Raw genomic sequence first — 25,057 nt, forward strand, 5'->3', positions numbered from 1 at the left:
CTGAACACACTTCTCGGTGTGAGCCTCGAACAGAAACGCCGGCTGGTCACCGAGCTGCCCGGTCCCCGGTCCCAGGAACTGATGGAACGCAAGCTGGCCGCGGTGGCCGGCGGCGTCGGCACCACCATGCCGGTGTTCGCGGCGCGGGCCGGCGGCGGCATCGTGCTCGACGTCGACGGGAACCAGCTGATCGATCTCGGCTCGGGCATCGCGGTCACCACCGTCGGTGCGAGCGCGCCCCGGGTGGTCGCGGCGGTCACCGAGCAGGTCGCGGCGTTCACCCACACCTGTTTCATGGTCACGCCGTACGACGGTTACGTCGCGGTGGCCGAGGCGCTGAACCGGGTCACCCCCGGCGATCACGAGAAGCGCAGCGTGCTGTTCAACTCCGGCGCCGAGGCGGTGGAGAACGCCGTGAAGATCGCTCGGGCGTACACCGGGCGCAACGCCGTGGTCGTCTTCGATCACGCGTATCACGGCCGGACCAACCTGACCATGGCGATGACCGCGAAGAGCATGCCGTACAAGCATGGTTTCGGCCCGTTCGCGCCCGAGGTCTACCGCGCGCCGCTCTCCTACCCGTTCCGGGACGGCGGTCTCGACGGCCGGATCGCGGCGGCCCGCGCCATCGACCAGATCGAGAAGCAGATCGGCGCCGACACCCTCGCCGCGTGCGTGATCGAGCCGATCCAGGGCGAGGGCGGCTTCATCGAGCCGGCGCCCGGGTTCCTGCCCGCGCTGGCCGCGTGGTGCCGGGCCAACGGCGTGGTCTTCGTCGCCGACGAGGTGCAGACCGGCTTCGCCCGCACCGGCGACATGTTCGCCTGCGACCGCGAGGGCGTCGTGCCCGACTTGATCGTCACCGCCAAGGGCATCGCCGGCGGCCTGCCGCTCTCCGCGGTGACCGGCCGCGCCGACATCATGAACGCGCCACACTCCGGCGGTCTCGGCGGCACCTACGGCGGCAACCCGCTGGCCTGCGCCGCGGCGCTGGCCGCCATCGAGACGATCGAGGACGACGGCCTCACCGCCCGGGCCCGGGAGATCGAAACCCTGGTCAAGGAGCGCCTGCTGAAGATCCAGGCGGCGGACGGCCGCCTGGGCGACGTGCGCGGCCGCGGCGCGATGCTGGCCGTGGAGCTCGTCCGCGACGGCTCCGGTGAGCCGGACCCGCGCTTGGCGCGAGACATTTCCCGGTACGCCCACCAGCGCGGCGTCATCGTCCTGACCTGCGGCACCTACGGAAACGTCCTCCGTTTCCTGCCCCCGCTGTCGATCTCCGACGACCTGCTCGACGACGCCTTCGACGTCCTCACCGCCGCCTTCGAGGAGATCCGATGAGCACCATCGTCGTTGCCGACCCGGCGACCCTGGCCGCCGTGGCCGAGGTGCCTAACCAGGGGGTGGCCGACGCGCGGGCGGCCGTGGACGCGGCGCACGCCGCGTTCCCGGCCTGGGCGCGGACCGCGCCCCGGCACCGGTCGGAGATCCTGCACCGGGCGTTCGAGCTGATGCTGCGTGACCGCGCCGCGCTGGCCGAGCTGATCTCCCGGGAGAACGGAAAGTCGCTGTCCGACGCGGCCGGCGAGGTGACGTATGCGGCCGAGTTCTTCCGCTGGTTCGCCGAGGAGGCGGTGCGCCCCGGCGGCGAGTACGGCGAGGCCCCGGCCGGCGGGGCCCGCACGCTGGTCACGCATCGTCCGGTCGGCGTGGCCGCGCTGGTCACGCCGTGGAACTTCCCGGCCGCCATGATCACCCGCAAGGTCGGCCCGGCCCTGGCCGCCGGCTGCACCGCGGTGCTCAAGCCGGCCGCCGAGACCCCGCTGACCGCCCTGGCCATCGCCGCACTGCTGACGGAAGCGGGCCTGCCGGACGGCGTGGTCACCGTGGTGACCACCGCGGACGCCTCCTCGATCGTCGGCGCCTGGCTGGCCGACCAGCGAGTTCGCAAGATCTCCTTCACCGGCTCGACCGCCGTCGGCCGGGTCCTGCTCCGGCACGCCGCCGACCGGGTGGTCAACTCGTCGATGGAGCTGGGCGGCAACGCCCCGTTCATCGTCGCCGAGGACGCCGACCTGGACGCCGCGGTGGCCGGCGCGATGATCGCCAAGTTCCGCAACGGCGGCCAGGCGTGCACGGCGGCGAACCGGTTCTACGTGCACGCCGCGGTGGCCGACGAGTTCGTGGCCCGATTCGGCGCCGCCGTCGAGAAACTGACCGTCGGAGCCGCCGCGGACGGCGCCGACATCGGCCCGCTGATCAGCGCATCGGCGCTGCGCCGGGTCACCCGCACCGTCGACGAGGCGGTCGCGGCCGGAGCCCGGATCGCCCATCAGGCGGCGACCCCGTCGCTGCCTGGCCACTTCTACCCCCCGACGATCCTGGTCGACGTGGCCCCGGACGCCGAGATCCTGACCGAGGAGATCTTCGGCCCGGTAGCCCCGATCGTCACCTGGACCGATGAGGCGGCGATGCTGAACCAGGTCAACGCCACCGAATACGGCCTGGCCGGCTACGTCTTCGCCGGTGACCTGGCACGTGCCATCCGCCTCGGCGAGGCCGTCGAGGCGGGCATGGTCGGCATCAACCGGGGTCTGGTGTCAGACCCGTCCGCCCCCTTCGGCGGCGTCAAGCAGAGCGGCCTCGGCCGCGAGGGCGCCCGCGACGGCCTCCGCGAGTTCCAGGAGACCCACTACCTCAGCGTCGCCTGGCCGGCCTGACCGCCGTACGAAACCAGCCGAGACGGTCCGAGCCACCCCACAGCCCGGACCGTCTCGCATACCGCGAGACTCGCGGCCGAGCGACCACCGCGGAGGCCGCGCCGTCCGGGCTGCTCCGGGGGCGCGGCGAATTCGATCGCGGCGGACGGGACCGTGTGTTTGGGTGACGGCATGAGTCAACCGACGTTGCGGACGGATCGGCTGCTGCTCGTTCCGCTGGCCGACCGGCATTTCGAGCTCGAGGTGGAGCTCGACGCCGACGCCGAGGTGCTGAAATACATCTGGGGGCGGGCGCGGACCCGGGACGAGGTGGTCTCCTCCCACGCGGAGCGGATGGCGCTGGCTGCCAAGGTGGACGGGCTCGGATACTGGATGGCTTTCGGGTGCGACGGCGGGCGGCGGGATTCGTCGGCACCGGACACCGAGGTCGAGGGAGAGTTCGTCGGACTGATGATGCTGCCGCCGGCGCACGGCGACGACCAGCCGGACGATCCGACGGTGGCCGAGCTCGGATATCGCCTGGCGCGCCGATACTGGCGGCAGGGCCTGGCGAGCGAGGCGTCGCGGGTGCTGCTCCGGCACGCCTTCGACACGGTGGGGCAGAGCCGGGTCATCGCGCAGACCATGGCCGTCAACATCGGATCCCGGGGCGTGATGGAGAGCATCGGCATGCGATACGTGCGCACCTTCCACCCGATCTGGGACGACCCGCTGCCGGGCGCGGAAGCCGGCGAAGTCGAATACGAGATGACCCGCCCCATGTGGGAGTCCCGCCGCGGCACCCTCTGACCCGGTCGCGCCACACCGTGGCGGCGGTGTGCCGGTTTGGTGAAGGTCTTGTGGTGATCGGCCACATGCCCCGGCAACCGTGGTGGGATCTCGGCCATGCTGAGATCCGTCAAAGCTGCCGCCTACGCCCTGTACACCCGCCGGCTCCGCACCCGGCTCGCCGGCGCCGCCCTCCCCCGCCACGTCGCGATGGTGATGGACGGCAACCGTCGATGGGCACGCCAGATGGGTTTCGACGACCCGCGGATCGGTCACCGCTACGGCGCGGAGCATCTCGACGAGGTGCTCCGCTGGTGCCTGGAGGCCGGCATCCGGCACGTCACCGTCTTCGTGGCCTCGGTCGACAACGTGACCAAACGTGACGCCGGCGAGGTCGACAACCTGATGCGGATGATCGAACAGGTCGTCGCCGCCCGCCTGGCCCGCGCCGGGAGCCACTGGCAGGTGCATCTGGCCGGCCGCCTCGACGTCCTCCCGGACACCACCCGGCACGCCCTCAAGCTGGCCGAGGAGGCGACCCGCGACAACGACGCGGAGTTCCACGTCACGATCGCCATCGGGTACGACGGCCGCGACGAGATCGTCAACGCGATCCGGTCCCTGCTGGAGTCGGAGGCCCGAGCCGGCCACACTGTGGACGACATCGCCCAGCGCCTCACCGCCGACCGTATCGCCGAACACCTTTACACGCATGGCCAACCCGATCCTGACCTGGTCATCCGCACCAGCGGCGAGCATCGCATGTCCGGTTTCCTCCTCTGGCAAGCGGCGTACTCCGAACTGCACTTCTGCGACGTCTACTGGCCCGGCTTCCGCGAAGTCGACTTCCTCCGAGCGTTGCGTTCCTACGCCGCTCGCCACCGCCGCTTCGGTGCATGAGACGCCCCGGCTGCCGCGCCCGGAAATCAGAACGATCGCGTGTCAGCGATGTTCTTCGGCCCGGCGCAGGATGGCGTTGAGAATGCCCAGGTAGTGCCGGCCCTCGTCGGTGATCTGGACATAGTCCTTCAGGTCGAAGGGCGGTCGCTCGTGTGGTGCGACCGGCAGGTGCTCGTCGTCCCGGTGCTCCTCCTCGATCGCGAACAAGCCGCGGCCCGGGTGCGGCTGGATGAAACCCAGACCGTCCAGCCGATGCAGGTATCCATACAGGTCGGGCTCGTATCGGATGGTCATCGGGCCGGGGCCGGCGAGCCCGCGCAACAGCCCGAGCTCATGTTTGGTGAGCACGCCCTTGAGCCCGATCTGGATCGCCCTGATCTCCTCGGCCTGCAGGTCCTGCCGCCGCTCGACGCGGTCGATCGCGCGCTCCAGCTCGACACCGCCGACCTTCAGCCGCTGAACGTCCTCGCCGGTGAAGCGCTCCAGCAGCCGGGCCAGCGGTTTCCTCAGCACCAGCAGTGCGATCACGATGGCGACCGGCCAGGAGAACAGGATCGGCCCGACCGTCTGAACCCATTCGAGCATCACTCATTGTCGCCCCCAGCAGGGGCTCGGAACTGTCCGGAGAACGGCGTATCCGCGCATGGCAGCAGGTCGACGGTGATGGCGGGCGGATTCCGCTGCGCTCGCCGGAAATCTCCGCAAACGGCCAAGGTCAGCCTCCGAAGGCGGCGACGGCCTCGCGGCCGATGCGCTGGTTTTCGGTGACATAGGGGCGCAGCTCCTTCTCGTAGCGCTCGAAGGCCGCCCGGTGGTCACCGGCGGCCTCGGTCAGGCATCGGGCCAGGGTGGACGCGGCGATCAGGGCCTGCGAGGTGCCCATGCCGCTGGTCGGGGCGGCGCAATAGCCGGCGTCGCCGAGCAGGGCGACGCGGCCGGTGGACCAGGAATCCAGGTGGACCTGGCAGGTCGAGGCGAAGTAGAAGTCGGAGGCCTCGGTCATCGCGGCCAGCAGGCCCGGCGTCTCCGGCCACGGATGATCGGCGAACGCCGCCCGCACGGCGGCCTCCTGCGCGGCCCGGCCGGCTCGATCCAGCTCGGAGGACGTGGTCGCGAAGGAGAGGCTCACCGTCATCCGGTCGGGATCGCCGGCGGCGAACGCATAGATGGCGCGGCCGGGCGCGGTCTGGAGCAGGCCGCGGTGGTCCAGGCCGAACACGTTGCCGGTGGTGAAGCCGGCGCCGGACATGCCGAGATGCTCGATCGGCGCGACGCCGGGGAAGGCCAGCCGGCGCACCACGGAGTGCACGCCGTCAGCGCCGAAGACCAGGTCGAAGTCGCGGGTGGGCGCGCGCTCGAAGGAGACGGTCACCCGGTCGTCGTGCTGCTCCAGGGCGGTGATCGTGTCGTCGAAGACGACATCGGCGTCGACGGCCCGATGCAGGACGCCGGTCAGCGCACGCTTGGGCACCTCGAGGTCGCCGGCGAACGTGGCGGCGGGCAGCTCGGCGACAACCGAGCCGTCCGGGGCCAGCACGGTGGTGCCGCGCATCCGCGTCTCATGGGTGCGGACCTCGTCGAGGATGCCGATCTCGGCGAGCACGTCGAGGGCGGCACCGCGGAAATCCACCGCATAGCCGCTGTCGCGCAGCTCGGGTGCCCGCTCCACGACGGTGACACGGATGCCCTCGCGCCGCAGGAACCAGGCGAGGGCGGGGCCGGCGACACTCGCGCCGGAAATCAGGACGTCAGTCATGCCGACGACCGTAGCCAACTTTTATCCACCCGGTCAATCCATTTGGATAAACCATGTGGTTAAGATGGCGGGTATGATCGAGCCGTGGGAAACCGGGAAGCCCTCCTGGCAGGGGCGAAGCAATGCCTGACCGAGCGCGGCTGGGCGCGCACGACCGTGCGGGACATCGCGTTCGCGTCGGGGGTCAATCACGCCGCGATCGGCTATCACTTCGGGTCGCGGGAGTCGCTGCTGGTCCACGCCCTGATCGAGGCGGTCGAGGAGCTGAGCGACGCGGTCGCCGAGCGAGCCGCGGACGGGTCTGCGGAGCAGCGGTGGCAGGCGCTGATCGACACGTTCAGCACGCACCGCCCGCTGTGGATCGCGCAGTTGGAGGCGGCGGTGCAGGCCGAGCACTCCCCCGAGCTCCGCGAGCACCTGGCGAGGGCGCAGCAGGAGGGCCGGGAGGGACTCGGTGGCTCGGTGCCACTGGCCCTGCTCACCGGCCTGATGCTGCAATGGCTGGTCGATCCGGATCGGGCTCCCACCGGTGCGCAGGTGGCCGATGAGCTGCGCCGCCAGGCGGCCGCCGGCTGACGCGACGGCCGTCCGGCAGCCGGCGTCGCGAGCGGGCCGCGGTGGCACCACGGCCGGGCGGTGTCAGGAGGTCAGGACTGCGGCGGGCCCGCCCGGCGCAGGCAGGCCCCGCACCAGGTCAGAGGACCTGCTGCGGTTCGTTCAGAAGAATTTTGCGGACGTCCGGCCGCGCCGCGACGTCGAGGACCTGATCCCGGCTGAGCGTGGCGAGCACCGCGTTCGCCAGCGTCAGCCCCCGAGCCCCGCTCACCCCGCTCCGGTCCAGGTGCTCCAGCACGCCGGCCTGCGATGCGCTCACCTGCTCGACCGGCACGGGGTGCAGCTCGATCACGACCGGCACCCCGCGATCCCCCTCGAGCCGGAGGATCGCAGGGTCCACCTTGTCGGCGCTCACGCCGCCTTGCCCAGGATCGGCAGCATCGCGGCGAACGCGTTCACCAGGCCGTATCCGGCCTCGTTCGGCCCGTATGAGAGCCGCTCCGCGGTGTCCTCCAACAGCTTCTTCACCACCATCGGCCGGATCCCCGGGTTCTGCTCGATCACCAGCGCGGCCACCGCGGCCACGTGCGGCGTCGCCATCGACGTGCCGTTGAACGAGGCGAAGCCGCCGCCGAGCACCGACGAGACGATGTCCACGCCGGGACCGGCCAGGTCGGGCTTGGTGAGCCGGATCGGGCTGGCCGGCCCGACCCGCCCGCTGCCCGGGCCGATGCTGGAGAACGACGCCAGCTGCTTCGCCTTGTCAACGGCCCCCACGGTGATCACCCGGCGGGCCGCGCCGGGGTGCCGGATGTTCAGCTGCCCGGTGCCGGCCCCCGCGGTGCCCTCGTTACCGGCCGCGACCACCACGGTCACACCGAGCCGGGACGCGTTGTCGGCGGCCTGGCAGAGGATGCAGTCGGCGTCGTTGCAGACCCAGCCGTGGAAGATCTCGCTCCAGCCCAGGCTCAGGCTGGCCACCTGCGCGTTGCGCCGGACCGCCTGCTCCAGACCGTCGATGACGCTGGCGGGCGTGCCCATCCCGGCCGCGGTCAGCACCTTGATGTTGATCAGGTCGGCCTGCCAGGCCACGCCCCGGTACACCGCGTCGTTGCTGGCGATCGTTCCGGCGCAGTGGGTGGCGTGGTCGCCGGGCACGGTGACCGGCTCGCCGGCCGTGCTGAACTCGTCGACCACCTTGCCGGACAGCGCCGGGTGGGTGCCGTCGATGCCGGTGTCGAGCACCGCGACCCGCACTCCGGAGCCGGCGGTCCGGAACTCCTCCCACGCCTCGCGGGCCTCGATCACCGCGACGCTCTGGTCCATCGCGGTCACCTTGTCCAGCCGCTCCAGCCGGACCAGCTTCACCTCGTCGAGCTGGGCGACCTGCTCGATCTGCGCCGGGGTGAGCTCGGCGGTGACCGCGTTGGTCAGCGTGTGCCGCCGGGCGGACACGCCGAGCCCGTCGATCCGGTCGACGATCGGCTGCTGGCTGACCTGCGCTTGCAGTTGCAGCTGCTCCAGGCCGGCCGGGCCGCCGTGGCCCTCCGGCGCGGTCAGCGCCTCGTGGTGCGAGATGGTGACCTCGAACTTCTGCCCCTCGGTCACCTCGGTCGCGGCGAACCCGCGGACCCGGGCGCGGGCGGTCTCCGCGCCGATCGCCTCGACCAGCCGCGGCTCGAACTTGTCCATCGCCATAACGGTTGTCCTTTCCACGCTTCGCCGGCAAGAGAGCGACGCAAGAGTGCGAGCACCACATGAGTGCGAGCACCGCAGGGGAGCAAGCGCCGCAGGAGAGCGAGCCGTCGCCAGCAAGAGAACGAGCTTTGCCAGGAAGAGAGCGACCGCCGTACCCCGCTGATACCTCGGGCGCTGTCGCTGATCCGGCAGCGCGACCGCCCACGATCGGCGATAGCCTCAGCACGCTCAGTGAGAACCTTGGAGGTTCCGACATGGACGCTCTGGCCGGCCGCCTGGCCGCCGAGACCGACATCCGTACCCTGCAAATGAGCCAGTACCTGGGATTTCTCGATCAGCCGCCGGACACCCCGGCGCACGGCCTGCAACCGGACGGCAAGTTCCACCTCGGCGACCTGCGGGTCGACGTCTCCGCCGGTGAGCCGCTCGGCGACGTCGGCTACCAGAACTGCGTGCCGGCCGCGATGGCCCTGCTCGCCCAGTCGTGGTACGCCGCCGCGAAAGAGCAGTACACGCCCACCCTGGAGGACACTCTCAAGATCTACGAGAAGATCTCGCCGTTCCACCGGGACGCGGCTCGCTCGCACGACCGCCACCAGAGCACGTCCGGACGCCGCAAGGCGCAGAACGACTTCGGCGCGAGCCTGCTGCTGGCCCTGAAACTGTGGGTGAACCAGGAGCGGCCGCTCGCCGGGCTGTTACCGGAGGCGCGCGCCTTCCTGGAGATCGAGCCGCGCAACCTGGACCAGATCCGCGAGGCGGTGCTGCGCTTCAGCGGCGTGCTGGTCGGCCTGGCGCTGCCACAGTCGATCAAGGACGGCAAGGGCGTGCCGCGCGACGCCTGGTACGTGCCCGGGTACGGCCCGGTCTACGACGCCACGCCGGGCAGCCTGTCCAGCCACTGCGTCGCGGTGACCGGTTTCTCGGCCCGCGAGTTCTTCTGCCTCAGCGCCGGGCGGGTGCGCCGGCTGTCGCCGGAGTTCCTGCTCACCTACGTGGAGGAGGCGTACACGGTGGTGCCGCCGTCCGCGCTGGACAGCAACCCGCCGCTGCGCGACCAGATCACCCAGGACCTGTTCGATCTGCGTACCTCGGACCGGCCCGACGCGATGCCGGCGTTCAACCACCGCTGGCGTGGCGGCAACATCATGTAGCCGGGCCGCGTCTGATCAGCGCGGCCTCCCACCGGTTCGCCGCCCCGAGCTTGGCCAGGATGTTGGAGACGTGCACGCTGACCGTCTTCTCCGCGATGTCCAGGCTCCGGGCGATCCGGCTGTTGGTGTAACCGAGCGCGATCAGGTCGAGGACCTGCGTCTCCCGCGGCGTCAGCCCCCAGTCCGGGCCGTGATCGCCGGCCGGTTCCGCGGAGGCCGGCGACACGAACAGGGACACCCCGGCCAGCGAGGCCATGGCGTCCAGCTCGTGGGTGAGCCGCCGGGCACCGAGCCCGGCGGCCAGCTGTGCGGCCGCGGTCAGCTCCCGGTGCATGGCCGCGGTCGCCCCGCGCCGCAGCAGGCAGGCCGCCAGCCGCAGCCGGGCCTGCGCCTCCGGGTACGGATGGCCCAGCTCCGCCCAGGTCTGCGCCACCTCGGTCCACGCCTCCTCCTGCGGCTCACCCCGGATCCGCCGCAGCTCCGCCCCGGCCACCCGGTACAGCGCCTCGGCCACCGGCAGCGCCCGCCCACCGCTCGGCGCCCGCAACGCCGCCATGCTCGCGTCGGCCCGCTCGGCGAGCACGTTCGCCCAGGCCTGCCAGCGTTCCCGGGTGGCGTGCTTGGCCACCGCCTCGCCGGCCGCCTGGAGCCCGCACACCGCCAGCCGCAGCGCCGGGAACACCCCCTCGCCGTCGCCGAGTTTCGCCAGTCCCTCGTCGACCGCCCGCCGGGCGGCCCGCCAGTTCCCGTCGGCGATCTCCAGCGCCGCCAGCGCGGCGTACACGTGCCCGACGAAGTCCTGATCGGTCTTGCCCGCCGACCGCCCCATCACCCGGTCCAGAATGTCCCGTGCCGCGCCCCGCTCGTCCCGCGCCACGAACACCTCGGCCCGCACATATTGCAGGTACAACGGCAGGTCGTCGGCGGCCTCGTCGGGCAGCACCTCGCCGATCAGCTTCTCGATCTCGTCCCACCGCCCGAGGTCGAGCAGGATGTCGGCGGCGTTGCCGACCAGCACGGTCCCGGTCGTCATCCGCATCCCGAATCCGGCCGCCAGGTCACAGCCGCGCCGGGCCAGGGCCAGCCCCTCGTCGAGCCGGTTCAGCATCTGCAGGCAGTACGACAGATTCGTGTACGCCCGCAGGATGTTCTCCTTGCTGTCCGTGCTCTCCGCCAGCGCCAGCCCCTCCCACAGCTGCTCCACCCCGGCGTCCCGCTCCCCCAGCAGGAACCGCACGGTCCCGAGCGTGACCAGCAGATACCCCCGCTCGACCGGCTCGGTGGCCACCTCCAGCGCGGCCGAGCCCTCCGCGAGCGCCTGCCGGTAGTGCCCGCTGAGCATCAGCACCCGCGCGAACGTCGCACCGGCCCGGGCCTGCAACGGCGACTGCGGCACCCCGTCGAGCAGGCCGATCGCGTTGCGGGCGGAGTCCACCGCGCCCGGCGTGTCGTGCGCCCGCCAGCGCAGCCGGGCCAGGTGCTCGTGCAGTGCGGCCAGCACCTGCGGATCGCCGTCGACGCCGACCACCTGGATCGCCTCGCCGGTCAGCTCGACCGCCCGCTGCGGGTCACCGGCGTAGTCGAGCACCTCGGCCGCCTCGTCCAGCAGCCGCGGATAGGTGGTCTGGCACAGCTTGAACGCGTCCGGGACCCGCCGCCACAGCTCCAGGACCCGGCCGTACTGGCGGCGGGCCTCGGCGTACGCGTGCACCAGCGCCGCCGACCGGGCCGCCCGCAGCGTCCAGAACAGCGCGTCGTCGTCCTTGCGGCCGTGGAACCAGTGGTGCGCCAGCTCGGCCTGCACGACCGGCGACGCGTCCGGGCCGGCCGACACCGACAGGGCGGCGGCCACCGCCCGGTGCAGCCCGGCCCGTTCCCCGGGCAGCAGGTCCTGATAGAACGTCTCCGCCGTCAGCGAATGCCGCAGCTGGTAACTGCCGTCGGTCGTACGGACGAGAACCTGCCTGGTCACCGCATCGCGCAGGCCGGACCGCAACGCCGGGCCCGGCAGGCCGCTCGCGGCCTCCAGCAGCGCCCCGGAGACCGGGCGGCCGGCGGCCGCGACCACGCCGACGATCTGCTGACCCTCTTCGGACAGTCCGTCGACACGCATCATCAGCAGGTCACGCAGGTGATCGGGGACGGGGCCGCCCGGGTTGCGCTGCTCGGCGGCGAGGATCTCCTGCGCCAGGAACGCGTTGCCGCCGGACCGCTCGTGCACCTTGGCGATGATCCGGTCGGAGACCGCGCCGCCCGACGCGCGCAGAAAGACGCCCAGCTCCACCCGGTCGAACCGGTTCAGCTCCAGGTAGGTGGTGGCCCGCCCGCGGATCAGCTCGCCGATGACCACCCGGTGCCGGGAGTCCTCGTCCAGCTCGTCGGTGCGGAACGTGCCGGCCAGCAGCACCGGGACGTGCCGCAGGTTACGGCTCAGGAACAGCAGCAGGTCCAGCGACGACGTGTCCGCCCAGTGCAGATCCTCCAGCAGCAGCACCAGCGGGCGCTGCGCGGCGAGCCGGCCGAGCAGTTCCAGGAACAGCGAGAACAGGTGCGCCCGGGCCAGCTGGCCGCCCTCGCGCGGCAGACCCGAATCGGTCAGCGCGGGGATCAGCGCGGAGAGCGCGGCCTGGTCGCCGCGGGCGCCCTCGACCAGCGCGTCGGCGCCCACCTCGGCCTCGACCGCGTGCATCGCGGCCAGCCACGGGCTGTAGGGCAGCTCGCCGGCCCCGACCGACACGCACGCACCCCGGGCGACCAGCAGGTCCTCCCCGGCGCACCGCGCTTCGAACTCGTCGAGCAGCCGCGTCTTGCCGACCCCGGCCTCCCCGGCGATCAGCACCGTTCGTGGATCACTGCGGGCGGCGTCGTCGAGGGCCTCGGCGAGCGCGGCCAGCTCTGCCGCGCGTCCCACGAAGCCTTTCCAGGCGGCCATACAGAGCAGTATTTACTGCCCGGCCAGCTCCGGGAAGACGTGCGCGAGCTGCGCGCGGCTGGTGACACCCAGTTTGCGGAACACTTTTCCGAGATGGAACTCGACGGTCTTCGGGCTCAGGAACAGCCGCGCGGCGGCCTCCCGGGTGGACACTCCGGTCGCGACGACGCGTGCCACCTGGTACTCCGCCGGGGTCAGCCCGGTCGGCGCGCGCCCGGCCCGGGTCTCGTCGGTCCCGGTCAGCTCGCGTTCGGCCCGCTGCGCCCACGGCACCGCGCTGAGCCGGGTGAACCCGTCGCGCGCGGTCCGCAGCTGGTTGCGCGCCGCCCGGCGGTCACCGTCGCGGCGCAGCCGTTCCCCGTACGACAAGTGCACCCGCGCGTTGTCGAACGGCATCTCCATGCCGGTGTGCAGGCGGGCGGCCCTGCGGAAGCAGTCGTTCGCCCCGTCCCGGGTGGTCAGTCCGAGCACCCGCCAGGCGTTCGCGGCGATCGGCGCCGGCGCCGAGGCGGTCAGCCCGCGCAACGTGTACAGGTCCTCCGCGCTGAGCTCCCGGTCCCGGATCAGCCGGCACTCCAGCAGGTCGGGAAGGAACTCCGCGGCGATCTCGGCGCTGCCGATCGGATCACCCGGATGACGCGAGGCGAGACCGGCGAGAAGCGCGAGACCGGCCCGCACCGGATCGTTCTCTTTCGGTACGCCCGGAGCCGTCTCGGACTCCCCCGGCCGCCCGTGCAGGATCATCAGCAGCAACCTGGTGTGGTGGGCCCGCGCCGCCACCTGGTCGTTCTCGGTCAGCTGCGCCAGGGCGAGGGCTTGTTCGGCCTCCCGGGACGCGGCGACGATGTTGCCGGCCCGGGCCAGCGCCCAGCTCCGCAACGCGAGAACGGCTGGCAGCCGCCAGATCACCCCGCCGGCCCAGAGCCGCCCGGCCGTCGCGGCCAGCTCCCGCTCCGCCGCCAGGAACCGGCCGTGCGCCATCTCCCGGCGTGCGGCCGCGACCGACTCGTCCACCCCGTCCTGTGCCCGGGGCATCGCCTCACCGGTCGCGGCCGCCCGGCGCAGCAGCTCCGCCGCCCGTCCCGGCTCCCCCGCGAGCTGCGCGTCGGCGGCCGCCAGGGTGAACAGCCGGCGCTTGCCCACCGGCGTCATCCCGGCGGCCATCTCCAGGGCGGTGGCCGCGGCGGCATGCCCGGTCGCGCCCCTGGCCAGAGCGGAGAGTTCCTCGAGGATCTCCACGGTCGGCCGCTCCGCCACCGCTGTCCCGGTCATCGTGTGCCGCCGAAGTGTGCGCGGATCACCCGCCGGGCCCAGGCCATCCGGCGTATCGCGTACTCCGGCACCTCCCCGTAGGTGGCCGCGACCTCCGCCGCGCACCCGCGCGATCCGTGGCACGACCGCACCATCGCCCGGACCACCGCGTCCACCTGCTCCCGCCCCGGCCGCGAGCCCGTGGCCAGCGCACTCACGAAGAGCGCGTCGGTACGAGCCACGGTCAGCATCGTCGCGGACATCATCTGCTCCCCCCACCGTTCCCGGTTTCCACAAGCAGACTCGGCCGCGCGGCCGGTCGTACGTTAGGAAGGTCTTCCTACCCGCACCTCAGACACCTACCTAGGCCCCGGGCCGACCTCCCTAAGCCGTTCAGTCCCCCGGCGCCTCCGAACCGTTCCGAGCAGGCCGGGCCCATCGGGCTTCACCCGGCCGGCGACCAGCGCTGTCCCGACGGGGACGGTGACAGGGAGTCGATAGCGGATCGAGAGCGCTGACCGGAAGGATGGCCTGAACCGGTCGGGGCCGACGCCCCAAGCTCTGGCCCCGACCGGCCCTTTCCCGGGGAGGGGAAACGCTGACGGGCCCGTCGTGGGCGGGCCCGTCTCGCCCTACCGGCCGAGCACCGCGCCCCCGTTGAGCCCGATGATCTGCCCGGTCAGATAGCCGGCCTCCGGGGAGGCGAGGTAACCGACCGCCGCTGCCACGTCCGCCGGCGTACCGGCCCGGCCGACCAGCGTGTCGGCGACCTTGGTGGCCACGAACTCGGGCGTGTCCTGCCCGTGGAAGATCTCGGTGTCCTGGATGTAGCCGGGCGCCAGCACGTTCACCGTGATCCCGTCCGGACCGAGCTGGCGCGCCAGCCCGAACGCCCAGCCGTGCAGCCCGGCCTTAGCCGCGGCGTACGACCCGGCCGAGTGCGCGCCCGCGCCGCCCCGCTGGGCGGCGGCCGAGCTGATCATGATGAGCCGCCCGCCCGGGCGGCGGAGCCGGTCGAGCAGCGCGTTCGTCAGGAGCACCGCGGTGATCAGGTTGGTGTCGAGATCGCGGCGCCAGGCGTCGGCCAGTCCCGCGAGCCCCTCCCGCGACGGCGGCGTCACGGTCGCCCCCGCGTTGTTCACCAGCACGTCGACCGGGCCGAGCCCGGCGATCTCGGCGGCCGCGCGCTCCACCTGGCCGGGATCGGTCAGGTCGGCGCTGACCGGGATGACGAGCGCCGGATCGATCTCCGCTGCGGCCTGCCGCAGCAGACCCGAGCGGCGCCCGATGATCACCACCCGGTGCCCGTCGCGGGCGAAGCCGGCGGCGATCGCGCGGCCGATGCCGGTCGCGCCGCCGGACACGACCGCGAGACGTGACGAAATGATCATGATGGATACCGTACGGCCCGGCCGCCATGGTGGCCAGCACCACCGCGGCCGGGCCCGGCGGGATCAGCTGCCGCTGAGGGTGGCGATGACGCCGCCGGTCAGCAGTGACTCATAGTAGGCGCCACCCGGGTAGTAGGTGGCCGTGGTGGTCCCGTCGACCGCGTCCAGGGTCCAGTTCACCGCGAAGGTTTGCAGGGCGGTGACGTTCTGCGCCTTGGAGGTGCCGGCGGTCAGGGTGCACAGGATGTTCGTGCTGGCTCCCTCGGCGTCACAGTGCGAGCCGGTGGTCAGGCGCACGCCCAGGAAGTCGCGGTCCAGGTCGCCGGTCAGTTCGACGGTGCCGCTGGCGTTGCTGTTGGCCAGGTAGGGCGGGGAGGAGACGGTCCGCAACGGCAGCGAGGTGGCGGCCAGCCCGGTCAGGCCGGTCGCCATGTTGTTGCCGGCCGGGGACTTGACCGGGTCGAGCAGTTGCAGGTACTTCAGCGACGCGAAGGCCGCCGGATAGGTCGTCCGCAGAACGTTGGCGATGTAGGTGACGGCTTCGCCGCCGGCCGAATGACCGGCCAGGACCTATTTCGCCGGCAGCGTGCTGCCGGGCCGGCCCGCGGTGGTGGCGGCCGCGGCATAGCTCTTGGCCAGGGCCGCGTTCGGGTCGGTCGCCTGGCCGAGCCAGCCGGCGACGCTGGTGAGGAAGACGGTGTTGTTGCCGAGATTGTTGACCGTGCAGCCGAAGATGTCCGCGGACGGCAGGGTCGGCGCGAAGACCAGAAATCCGGCCGCCTGGAACCGGCGGGCCAGATCGGCCACGTTCCCGTTCGACCGGGAGAAGCCGTGCTGGAGGTAGACCAGCGCTTTCGGGCTGGTGGTCGCCGGGAAATACCAGTCGGCGTCCGGGTGGTAGGTGGACTTGTAGCAGGGGACGGAGATCTCGCCGTCCACCTCGACGGCCGCGGCTCCGGCGGCCGCCGGTGTGGCGACGAGAAGCGAGGCGGACAGGGTGAGCGCTGCGAGAACACCGCGCAGGGACAGGGACACGGGACCTCAATAGGGTCATCCGTAACACTCTCCGAAACGGTGTTTCCATTAGCACGCCTCGATGCTCCCCTGTCAAGGCCGGTATTGTGGAGGCACGACGGAGTGACGCCCATCGTCCGGCGGTGAATCATGCGAATTCGTGCGCGTGGATCGAGGATTCTCGGTGGGGTTTTCACCGGGGTCGTCGTGCTCGGCATCGTGGCGTTCTGGGCGGCCGTGGCCGCCCTCTTCTGGCAGGCCCTGAAGCCTTATCGCCTGCTCATCGCGGACCTGTGGGCGCTCATCCCGCCCGCCGCGCGGCCCGCCGCCGGTATCGGGCTCGCGATCGCGGCCGGGATCCTGGTGATCCTTGTCGTCATCGCCGGCATCGTCGGCAAGAACGATCCCGTCCCGCCCCGCGGCACAGCCCGGCGAACGCGTGTCGGCGTCGACCTCGACGAGGCCGACCTCGACGGGTCCGACATGTGATCCGGTTTTTCGGGAGCGCCCTCGACGACTACAGCGCCCACCAGCAGTACAGATGATGGCCCCGGTCCAGCGCTCGCCGGGCCAGCGCGGCAAGCTCCTCCAGGGCGCCCGCCAGCAAGGCGGGATCAGCGCCGGCCATCTCCTCGGTGGCGGCCCAGGCCCCGGCGGCCCGCTGGAGAGGTTCGCCGGCCGCGAGAGCGTCGCGCAGCGTGTCGGTGACCGTCACCACGAACGCCTCCGCGTCGGTGCCGGTGACCGGCCGGCACTGCCGGGATGCCGCGCTGACCTCCTCATACGAGCGCCCGGTGAGGATCGCCTCCAGGGTGCCCAGGTTGACGGCGGGGTCGATGCCCTTCACCGGCACCGTGTCGAAGCCGAGCGCGGCCGGGCCGCCCGACCCGGGAAGCACCCGAGCGGCGTCCGCGTCGTCCGGCGCGGTGAAGTAGTCCATGAACGGCATCCGGGGATCCTTACCGCTGCGGGTGAGCCGCGTAGGCGGCGGCCTCGCGGATCATCTCCGCGCCGGCCAGCGGTCCCTGCCCGGTCAGCACCAGCACATGGTTGCCCCGCAGCGGAATCATCCAGTGCCCCTGCCACCACTGCTGCCCGTCGTGCTGATACCCCAGCTCGACGACCGACACGTCGTCCTCGTCCGTCCGCCGGTCCAGGACCGTCTGATAGTCCGCGACCAGCGCATCCGGGTCCGCCAGCCGATCGGCCGCCACCGGGCCCTGCGGAAAGATCATCGCCTGGTCCGGGCCGAACAGGTAGAACGGCGTCGTATCGGACGGGTCCGCGGGCGACTCCAGGCTGAATCCGCGCGGCCACGGCAACAGCGCTGGACCGGTTTCGATCAGCCAGGCCGGGACGTCCATGCCGTCCGAGACGTCGACGACCTCCCCGCCCTCGACGGGTCCGCCGGGCGAGATCACCGTCGAGATCGGCCCGTCCGGCGTCGTCCGGGTCACCCGGACCGCGTCCGCGTCACCGTCCACCCGCGCGAACGAGTAGGGCCAGTGCGGCACCAGCGCCATCCCGTGCCCGTTCAACCGTGCCAGCACATGTCCCATGGCCGGGCAGCGTAGCTGATCATGGCGAGCCGGTATCAGTGACGCCCGCCGCGCCTCTTATCCAGAAAAGCAGCTCGGGGAGACGTCATGTCGCGACGATCGACCGACGGCCCGGACGCCGCCGAGACCCGGATCCATCCGGCCACCGACCACGAACCGGGCCCGAGACCGCCCACCCTCACGGTTGTCGCGCCGCCCACGGCCGCGGGCCGCCACACCCTTCTGGATCCTTACGGTACGACCATCGGCCGCGACCCGGCCTGCGACTTCGTCCTGCCGAGTGACCTGGTCAGCCGCCGGCACGCCGTCGTTCGCCGGCGTGGCGCCGGATATGAGATCGAGGATCTGGGCTCGTCGAACGGCACCCGGGTCAACGGCAGGCCGATCACCGGGCGGCGGGCCTTGCGGTCCGGCGACCATGTCGATCTGGGCGACGTCCAGCTCACCTTTTCGTACGCCGGAGCGCCGCGCACGGAGAGTTCGTACTCCGGAGCGCCGCGCACGGAAAGTTCGTACGCCGGAGCGCCGCGCGGGGAAAGCGAATCCCTGCGCCGGGAACTGCGCGACGCGCCCGGTTTCGGGCTGCGCGCGTTGGTCCTGGCCATCGCGGGATCGATCGCCGGAACCGTGCTGCCGGCCGCATTCGGCACCGGCGCCTGGGCCACCCTGGCCGGCGCGACGATCGGCCCGGTGGTCTCCACGGTCTTCTCCACCAAGGTCACCGGCGAGCGGGGCCGGGTCCGGGCCGCCGCGATCACCCTGCTCAGCGTGGCCGCGCTGGTCATCACGGTCACCGGGTTCACGCTGGGCGACAAGGCCACCGGCGGCTCGCTGCTGCCCGGCACGGACGACCGCACCGGCACCTTCCCCGACCTGATCGAGAACAACGGCGGCACCGGCGCCACCCCGGAGGCGTCGGTGGCGACCGTGGAACTGGCCGCCGTCGAGTGCGGCGGCGTCGCGGTCGGCACGGCGCGAGATTGTCCGCAAACGACCATCCGCTATCACGGGCCGGACCGGCTGCACGTGACCGGCGTCGAGATGCGCGGCGACGCGGCCGGCGACTTCAGCGCGCAGGGCGACTGCGTCGACCACTGGCTGGAGCCGGACGAGTCGTGCGCGCTGACCGTGACGTTCCGGCCGTCCGCCGAGGGCGAGCGCACCGCGACGCTGGTGGTCCGCCAGGACCCGGCCGGTCCCGGCGAGGGCGGCACCGCGCGGGTCACCGGCACCGGCACGGCCGCCACCGGCGGCGGCGCGGAGGACTGCCTCCCCGGTTTCGTCTGGCGTGCGGCGGTCTCCGGCGATCACGTCTGCGTCCCGCCGGCGACCCACGACCAGGCGCTGGCCGACAACGCCGCCGCCGACTCGCGGCGCAGCCCCACGGGCGGCGACTACGGGCCGGACACCTGCCTGCCCGGTTACGTCTGGCGGGAGGTCACGCCGGCGGACCTGGTCTGCGTCACGCCGGAGACCCGCGGCCAGGTGCAGTCGGACAACGACCTGGCCTCCTCCCGCCGGGCGAGCTGAGAAACGGCTCGCCCGGCGGGGGCGGTGGGTCAGCCGGGGCGTTTCTTGGTCTGGCTGGACCGAGCCGCCGAAGCTGACCACCGGGTTGCGACCGTTGACCGAGTAGAGCGGGTAGCCGCCGCCGAGACCGTTCTGGATCGTGGCGCTGAGCGAAAAGCTCCTGGTGGCGTCGGTGCCGGTGAAGGCGAGGTAGGCGATCTGCGCGCTCCGCCCCCCACGATGCCCTCCTGAGTGGACACGAGCCACCACTGAAGATCGACATCCGGCTGCCCGGCCGGCAGCGCGGCGGTGGCCGTACCGTGAGCGCGGCGACCGGAAGCGAAGCGGGCCGGGACCGCAACGGCGGGCCTCGGGCGTGTCATGCTTCGGTGGTGAGGGGGCCGTTCGCGGGAGAGGTGCGGATCGGGGCGGACGGGGTGACGCTGGGGTGGCCGCGGTTCTCGCCGGAGGCGCGGTATTCCGGCCGGTTCATCCCCTGGTCCCGGGTGCGGGACGCGGATCCGGAGGCGTTTCCGCCGGAGCTGCGGCTCGTCGGTGGCCGCACGGTGTTCCTCGGCCGGGAGCACGCGACGGCCCTGGCGGCGGCGCCGGTCACGGTGCGCAAGCGGGTCGATGTCTGGGGCGCGTTGCTCGAGCCGTTCGTGGACACCGAGTACGACGACGAGACACACGCGGTCTGCGCGCGGCGGTTGCACTCGTGCGGCTTCAGCGACGCGGAGATCCGGCGGATCCGGCGGCGGGTGCGCCGGCGGATGACCGCGCTGACCCTGCTGACCTGGGAGTGGGGTGGCTATGGGCACAGTGACGTGCTGGTCGCGTCCGGGCTCGCGCCGGGCTTCGCCTACCGCCGGTTCCGCAGGTGGGCGGACGCCATCGCGGCCCGGGGCGAGCGATGAGACTGCTGGTCGCCGGGGGTGGCGGGCTGCTCGGGCGAGAGGTCGTCCGGCGGGCGCGGGCAGCCGGGCACGAGGTCACGGCGACCTTCCGCGACCGGCCGATCGGGGTGGGCGGGCACCGGCTGGACATCCGGGACCGGGCCGCGGTGGCCGCGCTCGTGGCGGCCGTGCGACCGGAAGTGATCGTCAACGCGGCCTATCGGCAGGCGGACTGGGCGGCCACCGCGGACGGCGGCATGCACGTGGCCGCGGCCGCCGCGGCGAGCCGGGCGCGGCTCGTGCACGTGTCCAGCGACGCGATCTTCTCGGGGCGGGCGGACGAGTACGACGAGACGGCCGTGCCGGATCCGATCACCCCCTACGGTGCCGCCAAGGCCGCGGCCGAGGTCGCGGTCCGCGGGCTGGTCGTTGACGCGGCCGTCGTCCGCACGTCGTTGATCATCGGTGCCGGGGAGTCGGTGATCGAGCGCCAGGTGCGGGCGATCGCCACCGGGGAGCGGGGCGGCGTCCTGTTCGCCGACGACATCCGCTGCCCGGTGCACGTCGCCGACCTGGCCGGCGCGGTGCTGGAGCTGGCCGCGGTGGCCCGGCCGGGCGTGCACAACGTCGCCGGCGCCGACGCGATCTCCCGGCACCGGCTGGGGGTGCTGATCGCCCGGCGCGACGGCCTCGACCCGGCCGCGCTGCCGGTCGCGCTGCGGGCCGGGAGCGGCCTGCCGGGCGCCCTCGCCGTGCGGCTGAACTGCGCCGTGACCCAGAAGGCTCTGGTCACCCGCCTGCGTGGCGCCGAGGAGTTCCTGGCGGCGTAACCGGGGCACGGCCCGTGGTCGTTACAGGTGACGTGCATCCACAGCCGCCACGCCGCACCACTCACGTCCAGGGCACCCCGCGCAACCGGCTGGTCTACGACCGGTGGGGGCGGTACGGCCGGCCGGTGGTGCTGCTGCACGGGCTGTTCTACGACCGGACGATGTGGTGGCCGGTCGCCGCCGAGCTGGACGGCGGTTGCGCGGCGGTCGCGGTGGACCTGCCGGGGCACGGCGACTCGGTGGCCCGGCACGACCTGTCCGGGCTGGTGACGGATCTGGCGGCGCTGGTGCACGGTCTCGCTCTGCACCGGGCGCCGGTGCTGGTCGGGCACGGTGCCGGGGCGGCGCTGGCGCACGAGTTCGCGACCCGGTACGCGGTGCAGAACGTGATCGCGGTCGACGACGGGGAGGTTTCTGTCGTACCCGAGGCGTACCGTCAGTTCGCTGTGCGAAGGCCGGACGCGGCACTGGCCGCGGCCTACCGGGAGTGGTCCGGCGTCCCGGTCCGGGCGGCGCCGCAGGCGCACGTCGCCGACGGGCCGTTCCCGCACCTGCGGGACCCGGCGGCCTTCGCCGCGGTGCTGCACGGCCTGGTCTGATCGAGGAGGGGTTATGATGATCGGTACGTTGCGGGCGGTGGTGCTCGACGCGCCCGACGCCCGGCGGCTCGCCGCGTTCTATCGTGCGCTCGGCGGGTGGACCGAGCGTTACGCCGAGGACGACTGGGTGGCGCTGGGGACCCCGGACGGGTGGCGCGTCGCCGTCCAGCTCAGCCCCGACCATGTGGCGCCCCGGTGGCCCGACCCGGCGTTCCCGCAGCAGGCGCACCTCGATCTGCGGGTGCCCGATCTCGACGCCGGCGCGGCCCGGGCCGCCGAGCTGGGCGCCACGCTGCTGCAGAAGAACGAGCGGTGGTACACGCTGGCCGACCCGGCCGGGCACCCGTTCGACCTCTGCCTGGACACCACGCGGCAGGAGACCACGCTGATGGGCGTGATGCTCGACTGTCCGGACGCCGAGCGACTGAGCACGTTCTGGTCCGAGGTCCTCGGCAAGCCGATCACCTACGCGGCCGAGGGCATGGCGATGATCGGCGAGGACGGGGCGCAGCCGCTGCTGTTCCAGCAGATCGGCGACTACCGGGCGCCGCAGTGGCCGGACCCCGCGCATCCGCAGCAGTTCCACCTCGACGTGACGGTCGACGACGTGGACGCCGCCGAGACCGCGGTGCTGAAACTCGGCGCCACCGCCCTGCACCCGGGCGGGGAGAACTGGCGGGTCTACGCCGACCCGGCCGGCAAACCGTTCTGTCTCTGCTGGGACTGAGGGCGGCTCAGACCCGGAGGGTGGCGCGTTCGTCGTCGAGCAGCAGGCGGCGCAGGCGTCCCAGGGCCCGGGCCCGAGTCGGGCCGATCGCGCCGATCGGCATGCCCAGCCGGGCGCTGAGCTCGGTGTAATGGGCGTCCGGGTCGGTGGCCATCTGCCACAGCAGGCGGCGCTGGCGTTCCGGCAGCTGGGCGAGGGCCCGCCGGACCGAGGCCGCCTGCTCGGCGCGCAGCAGATCCGAGTCGGGGGCGTCACCGGGCTGGGTGAGCCAGTCGTCGAGGACCGGGACCGGGCACTCGCGGTCCCGGCCGGCGACGGCGTGCAGGCAGAACCGGCGCATCGTCACCGCCAGCCAGGAGCCGACCGCCTCCGGGCACTGGAGCCGGTCGATCCCGTTGAACAGTTGCAGCCAGGTCGCCTGCAACAGGTCGCCGACCTGGTCCGGTGGGATGCGGAAGCGGCGTGCGATCAGCCGCAGCCGCGGGGCGTACGCCTCGACCAGCCGGGCCCACGCCTGCTCGTCCCCGGCCCGGGCCGCGCAGACCACCGCCGCCAGATCGTCCACTGTCGTGTGCCGCATGGTCGCCTCCGTCAGCCCGCACCGGTCGTGACCACTGAAGACTGCCGAGAGTGACGACCACATCGCACCGGGGAAATCCCTGGTGTCCCGCGAAAATCACACGTTCGGGGCAGAATCCGGGCATGCTTCGTGACACCCTCCCCGAGCGCCGGGAGGCGCGCTGGCTGCTGCTCGGCGTGCTGCTCAACTTCCTCGGGCGGGGCCTCACGGTCCCGTTCCTGTTCATCTACCTGACCGACGTGCGCGGCCTGGCGGACGCGCTGGCCGGGCTCGCGGCCGGTTGGTTCGGCGTGGTGATGCTGGTCTTCGCGCCGATCGGCGGTTCCCTGATGGACCGGTTCGGCGCCCGGCCGGTGGCCATGATCAGCCTGCTCGTGCAGGTGCTGGGCGGGGTCCTGCTGGCGTTCGCGGACACCCCGGCGCTCGCCTTCCTGGCGATCTTCGTGTCGGCGGCCGGCAACGGTCCGGTCTGGCCGGCCGGGAGCACCATGCTGGCCCAGCTGACCGGTGAGCGGGAGCGGCAGCGGGCGTTCGCGTTGCAGTTCGCCCTGCTCAACATCGGGATCGGGCTGGGTGGCCTGATCGCCGGAGCGGTCGTCGACGTCCACCGCCCGGCGACCTTCCAGGCGATCTACCTGCTGGACGCCGCGACCTACCTGGTTCCGCTGGTCATCCTGCTGGCCATGCCGTCGATCGGCCGCCGGCCCGGCGAGCCGGGCCAGGCCCGGGCGGCCACCGGCGGCTATCGCGCGATGGTCCGCGACCGCCCCTTCCGCCGCCTGCTGATCTTCGGGCTGACCCTGATGACCTGCGGTTACGCCCAGCTCGAGGTCGGCTTCGCCGCCTTCTCGGTACGCGTCGCCGAGGTCGGTCCCCGCGTCGTCGCCTGGGCCATCGCGGCCAACACCCTGATCATCCTGGTTGCCCAGATCCCGGTGATGCGGCGGTTGGAGGGCCGCAGCCGCAGTCGCAGCCTGGCGGTGGTCGGCGTCGTCTTCGGGGTGGCCTGGCTGATCCTCGGCGCGGGCGGCCTGGCCGGTGGCCACCGCCCGATGCTCGCCGCGGCCCTGGTGATCGCCTGCATGGTCGTCTTCGGGCTGGGCGAGACCGTGTTGCAGCCGATGCAGCCCGCCCTGATCAACGCGCTCGCGCCGGACGACCTGCGCGGCCGCTACAACGCGGCGAACACGATGAACATGGGCATCGCCACGGTGCTCGCGCCGATCACCGCCGGCCCGCTGATCGGCGCCGGGCTCGGCGGCGCCTGGGTGATCCTGATCGTCGGCGGCTGCCTGATCGCCTCGCTGCTGGCCCTGCTCCTGCACCGCCACGTGACCGCGGCCCAGGACGGCACCGCCACCGCCGAGGTGGCCGGTTCCGCCCGCCCCACCGGGTGACGTGCACGTCACCCGGTGCAGCATCAGCGGGACACGACCGCCAGGTCGGCGCGCCGGGCCGGGGTGAAGAGCTTCGAGCCCAGCAGGGGCAGGCAGAGCACGGCGAGGGCCAGATCGGTGCAGAGCAGCAGCTGGACGCTGCTCAGGTCGCCGAGGAGCTCCTCGCTGAGCAGGCCCATCACCACGTTGTTGCCGGAGTGGGCGAGGCTGGTCACCCAGACCGAGCCGCTGGCGGCGTACAGCCAGCAGAGCAGGATCTCGAAGAGCAGGAACATCACGGTCCACAGCGGCAGGCTGATCGCCCGGTCGGTGAACTGGGCGTACCCGAGGAAGGCGAGCGGGTAATGCCAGACCGCCCAGATCAGGCCGGTGAGCAGGATCGACCCGCGGGGCCGGCCGGGCAGCAGGCGCGGCCAGAGGAAGCTGGTCCAGCCGAACTCCTCGCCGAAGTAGGCGGGCGTCATCACCACCTGGGCGATCAGCAGGAAGATCAGCTCGCCGCCGTCGAGCCGGGGCTCCCACCAGCCGGCCGAGACCGCGCAGGCCAGCATCATCAGGGTGACCCCGAGCGGCGCGAGCAACCCGGCCAGCCACAGTTTCGCGGGGCTGCGCCAGGTCAGCCCGGCGCCGGCGAAACCCTCCCGGGTGACCCAGCGGCGCACCACGAACGCGCCGATCGCCGGGACGAACGCCACCGGCAGCTGCACCAGTGGGTTGACCAGTGACCAGCCCAGTCCGAGCCGCGCCACGAACAGGTACGGCCAGACCACTCCGAACGAGATGGCCAGATAGACAACGATTCCCTTGACCCGCATCGACAT

27 protein-coding genes are annotated in these 25,057 nt (G+C 72.4%); 13 read left to right on the top strand and 14 right to left on the bottom strand.

Annotation, left to right across the window (positions count from 1 at the left end):
* Positions 1 to 18: 18 nt before the first annotated feature.
* The 4 genes from gabT to uppS all read left to right on the top strand — a co-directional run bounded on the left by gabT (position 19) and on the right by uppS (position 4,388).
* Positions 19 to 1,341, top strand: coding sequence for a 4-aminobutyrate--2-oxoglutarate transaminase (gabT, locus tag Aiant_RS43550; protein ID WP_229830005.1), 1,323 nt, complete (start codon positions 19 to 21; stop codon positions 1,339 to 1,341).
* Positions 1,338 to 2,720 (top strand): NAD-dependent succinate-semialdehyde dehydrogenase, encoded by a 1,383-nt coding sequence (locus tag Aiant_RS43555; RefSeq protein WP_189330481.1) that lies wholly within the window; start codon positions 1,338 to 1,340, stop codon positions 2,718 to 2,720. Before gabT ends, Aiant_RS43555 begins: the two co-directional genes overlap by 4 nt.
* 171 nt (positions 2,721 to 2,891) lie before the next feature.
* The gene (locus Aiant_RS43560; protein ID WP_189330482.1) at positions 2,892 to 3,509 is read left to right on the top strand and encodes a GNAT family N-acetyltransferase; all 618 of its coding nucleotides are present in this window, start codon (positions 2,892 to 2,894) and stop codon (positions 3,507 to 3,509) included.
* A 96-nt stretch (positions 3,510 to 3,605) separates the two neighbouring features.
* Complete coding sequence (gene uppS / locus Aiant_RS43565) at positions 3,606 to 4,388, top strand: polyprenyl diphosphate synthase (RefSeq protein ID WP_189330483.1); 783 nt, start codon at positions 3,606 to 3,608, stop codon at positions 4,386 to 4,388.
* A gap of 42 nt (positions 4,389 to 4,430) precedes the next feature.
* On the opposite strand, the gene Aiant_RS43570 is transcribed toward uppS, so the two are convergent.
* Positions 4,431 to 4,973 (bottom strand): hypothetical protein, encoded by a 543-nt coding sequence (locus Aiant_RS43570; RefSeq protein ID WP_189330484.1) that lies wholly within the window; start codon positions 4,971 to 4,973, stop codon positions 4,431 to 4,433.
* A 130-nt stretch (positions 4,974 to 5,103) separates the two neighbouring features.
* Entirely contained in the window at positions 5,104 to 6,144 is a 1,041-nt protein-coding gene (locus tag Aiant_RS43575; RefSeq protein WP_189330485.1) for an FAD-dependent monooxygenase, read from the bottom strand.
* Positions 6,145 to 6,228: 84 nt separating this feature from the next.
* Between Aiant_RS43575 and Aiant_RS43580 the strand changes: the two genes are divergently transcribed.
* Complete coding sequence (locus tag Aiant_RS43580; RefSeq protein WP_189330486.1) at positions 6,229 to 6,720, top strand: TetR/AcrR family transcriptional regulator; 492 nt, start codon at positions 6,229 to 6,231, stop codon at positions 6,718 to 6,720.
* A gap of 118 nt (positions 6,721 to 6,838) precedes the next feature.
* Here Aiant_RS43580 and Aiant_RS43585 read toward each other — a convergent pair whose 3' ends face one another.
* Both Aiant_RS43585 and Aiant_RS43590 read right to left on the bottom strand, forming a co-directional pair.
* Entirely contained in the window at positions 6,839 to 7,114 is a 276-nt protein-coding gene (locus tag Aiant_RS43585) for a hypothetical protein (protein WP_189330487.1), read from the bottom strand.
* Positions 7,111 to 8,391, bottom strand: a complete 1,281-nt coding sequence (locus Aiant_RS43590) for a S8 family peptidase (protein ID WP_189330488.1) — start codon at positions 8,389 to 8,391, stop codon at positions 7,111 to 7,113. Before Aiant_RS43590 ends, Aiant_RS43585 begins: the two co-directional genes overlap by 4 nt.
* A 260-nt stretch (positions 8,392 to 8,651) precedes the next feature.
* Between Aiant_RS43590 and Aiant_RS43595 the strand changes: the two genes are divergently transcribed.
* On the top strand, positions 8,652 to 9,551 hold the full coding sequence (locus Aiant_RS43595; RefSeq protein WP_189330489.1) for a hypothetical protein: 900 nt from the start codon (positions 8,652 to 8,654) through the stop codon (positions 9,549 to 9,551).
* Here Aiant_RS43595 and Aiant_RS43600 read toward each other — a convergent pair.
* The 6 genes from Aiant_RS43600 to Aiant_RS46360 all read right to left on the bottom strand — a co-directional run bounded on the left by Aiant_RS43600 (position 9,544) and on the right by Aiant_RS46360 (position 16,160).
* Positions 9,544 to 12,483 carry a helix-turn-helix transcriptional regulator gene (locus Aiant_RS43600; protein ID WP_189330490.1) on the bottom strand — a complete coding sequence of 980 codons (2,940 nt, stop codon included), beginning with the start codon at positions 12,481 to 12,483 and terminating at the stop codon, positions 9,544 to 9,546. The genes Aiant_RS43595 and Aiant_RS43600 overlap by 8 nt on opposite strands.
* Before the next feature lie 12 nt (positions 12,484 to 12,495).
* Positions 12,496 to 13,755, bottom strand: a complete 1,260-nt coding sequence (locus Aiant_RS43605; RefSeq protein WP_189330491.1) for a helix-turn-helix transcriptional regulator — start codon at positions 13,753 to 13,755, stop codon at positions 12,496 to 12,498.
* The gene (locus Aiant_RS43610) at positions 13,752 to 14,000 is read right to left on the bottom strand and encodes a hypothetical protein (RefSeq protein WP_212846827.1); all 249 of its coding nucleotides are present in this window, start codon (positions 13,998 to 14,000) and stop codon (positions 13,752 to 13,754) included. The genes Aiant_RS43605 and Aiant_RS43610 overlap by 4 nt, the downstream gene beginning before the upstream one ends.
* Positions 14,001 to 14,366: 366 nt before the next feature.
* Positions 14,367 to 15,119 carry an SDR family NAD(P)-dependent oxidoreductase gene (locus Aiant_RS43615; protein WP_189330681.1) on the bottom strand — a complete coding sequence of 251 codons (753 nt, stop codon included), beginning with the start codon at positions 15,117 to 15,119 and terminating at the stop codon, positions 14,367 to 14,369.
* 69 nt (positions 15,120 to 15,188) lie between these two features.
* On the bottom strand, positions 15,189 to 15,557 hold the full coding sequence (locus Aiant_RS46355) for a hypothetical protein (protein WP_229830006.1): 369 nt from the start codon (positions 15,555 to 15,557) through the stop codon (positions 15,189 to 15,191).
* 138 nt (positions 15,558 to 15,695) lie between these two features.
* Positions 15,696 to 16,160, bottom strand: coding sequence for an alpha/beta hydrolase (locus Aiant_RS46360; protein ID WP_229830007.1), 465 nt, complete (start codon positions 16,158 to 16,160; stop codon positions 15,696 to 15,698).
* Between the two features lie 186 nt (positions 16,161 to 16,346).
* Here Aiant_RS46360 and Aiant_RS43625 point away from each other — a divergent pair, with 186 nt between their 5' ends.
* Positions 16,347 to 16,628 carry a hypothetical protein gene (locus tag Aiant_RS43625; RefSeq protein ID WP_189330493.1) on the top strand — a complete coding sequence of 94 codons (282 nt, stop codon included), beginning with the start codon at positions 16,347 to 16,349 and terminating at the stop codon, positions 16,626 to 16,628.
* 28 nt (positions 16,629 to 16,656) lie between these two features.
* Here the strand turns inward: Aiant_RS43625 and Aiant_RS43630 are convergent, their stop codons facing one another.
* Both Aiant_RS43630 and Aiant_RS43635 read right to left on the bottom strand, forming a co-directional pair.
* On the bottom strand, positions 16,657 to 17,088 hold the full coding sequence (locus Aiant_RS43630) for a hypothetical protein (RefSeq protein WP_189330494.1): 432 nt from the start codon (positions 17,086 to 17,088) through the stop codon (positions 16,657 to 16,659).
* 10 nt (positions 17,089 to 17,098) lie between these two features.
* Positions 17,099 to 17,698 (bottom strand): hypothetical protein, encoded by a 600-nt coding sequence (locus tag Aiant_RS43635; protein WP_189330495.1) that lies wholly within the window; start codon positions 17,696 to 17,698, stop codon positions 17,099 to 17,101.
* Positions 17,699 to 17,785: 87 nt separating this feature from the next.
* Between Aiant_RS43635 and Aiant_RS43640 the strand changes: the two genes are divergently transcribed.
* From Aiant_RS43640 to Aiant_RS43660, 5 genes are all read left to right on the top strand, one after another.
* Entirely contained in the window at positions 17,786 to 19,228 is a 1,443-nt protein-coding gene (locus Aiant_RS43640) for an FHA domain-containing protein (RefSeq protein WP_189330496.1), read from the top strand.
* A 371-nt stretch (positions 19,229 to 19,599) separates the two neighbouring features.
* A complete protein-coding gene (locus tag Aiant_RS43645) occupies positions 19,600 to 20,124 on the top strand; it encodes a hypothetical protein (protein ID WP_189330497.1) in 525 nt (174 codons plus the stop codon).
* On the top strand, positions 20,121 to 20,933 hold the full coding sequence (locus Aiant_RS43650) for a sugar nucleotide-binding protein (RefSeq protein WP_189330498.1): 813 nt from the start codon (positions 20,121 to 20,123) through the stop codon (positions 20,931 to 20,933). Before Aiant_RS43645 ends, Aiant_RS43650 begins: the two co-directional genes overlap by 4 nt.
* Before the next feature lie 32 nt (positions 20,934 to 20,965).
* A complete protein-coding gene (locus tag Aiant_RS43655) occupies positions 20,966 to 21,532 on the top strand; it encodes an alpha/beta fold hydrolase (protein WP_189330499.1) in 567 nt (188 codons plus the stop codon).
* Positions 21,533 to 21,545: 13 nt separating this feature from the next.
* Positions 21,546 to 22,259 (top strand): VOC family protein, encoded by a 714-nt coding sequence (locus Aiant_RS43660; RefSeq protein ID WP_438800553.1) that lies wholly within the window; start codon positions 21,546 to 21,548, stop codon positions 22,257 to 22,259.
* Between the two features lie 7 nt (positions 22,260 to 22,266).
* Here the strand turns inward: Aiant_RS43660 and Aiant_RS43665 are convergent, their stop codons facing one another.
* A complete protein-coding gene (locus Aiant_RS43665; protein WP_189330500.1) occupies positions 22,267 to 22,839 on the bottom strand; it encodes an RNA polymerase sigma factor in 573 nt (190 codons plus the stop codon).
* A 122-nt stretch (positions 22,840 to 22,961) separates the two neighbouring features.
* Here Aiant_RS43665 and Aiant_RS43670 point away from each other — a divergent pair, with 122 nt between their 5' ends.
* Positions 22,962 to 24,236 carry an MFS transporter gene (locus tag Aiant_RS43670; protein WP_189330501.1) on the top strand — a complete coding sequence of 425 codons (1,275 nt, stop codon included), beginning with the start codon at positions 22,962 to 22,964 and terminating at the stop codon, positions 24,234 to 24,236.
* Between the two features lie 23 nt (positions 24,237 to 24,259).
* Here the strand turns inward: Aiant_RS43670 and Aiant_RS43675 are convergent, their stop codons facing one another.
* A complete protein-coding gene (locus tag Aiant_RS43675; protein ID WP_189330502.1) occupies positions 24,260 to 25,057 on the bottom strand; it encodes a CPBP family intramembrane glutamic endopeptidase in 798 nt (265 codons plus the stop codon).

The sequence above is a fragment of the Actinoplanes ianthinogenes genome (genome assembly GCF_018324205.1).
Lineage (GTDB): Bacteria > Actinomycetota > Actinomycetes > Mycobacteriales > Micromonosporaceae > Actinoplanes > Actinoplanes ianthinogenes.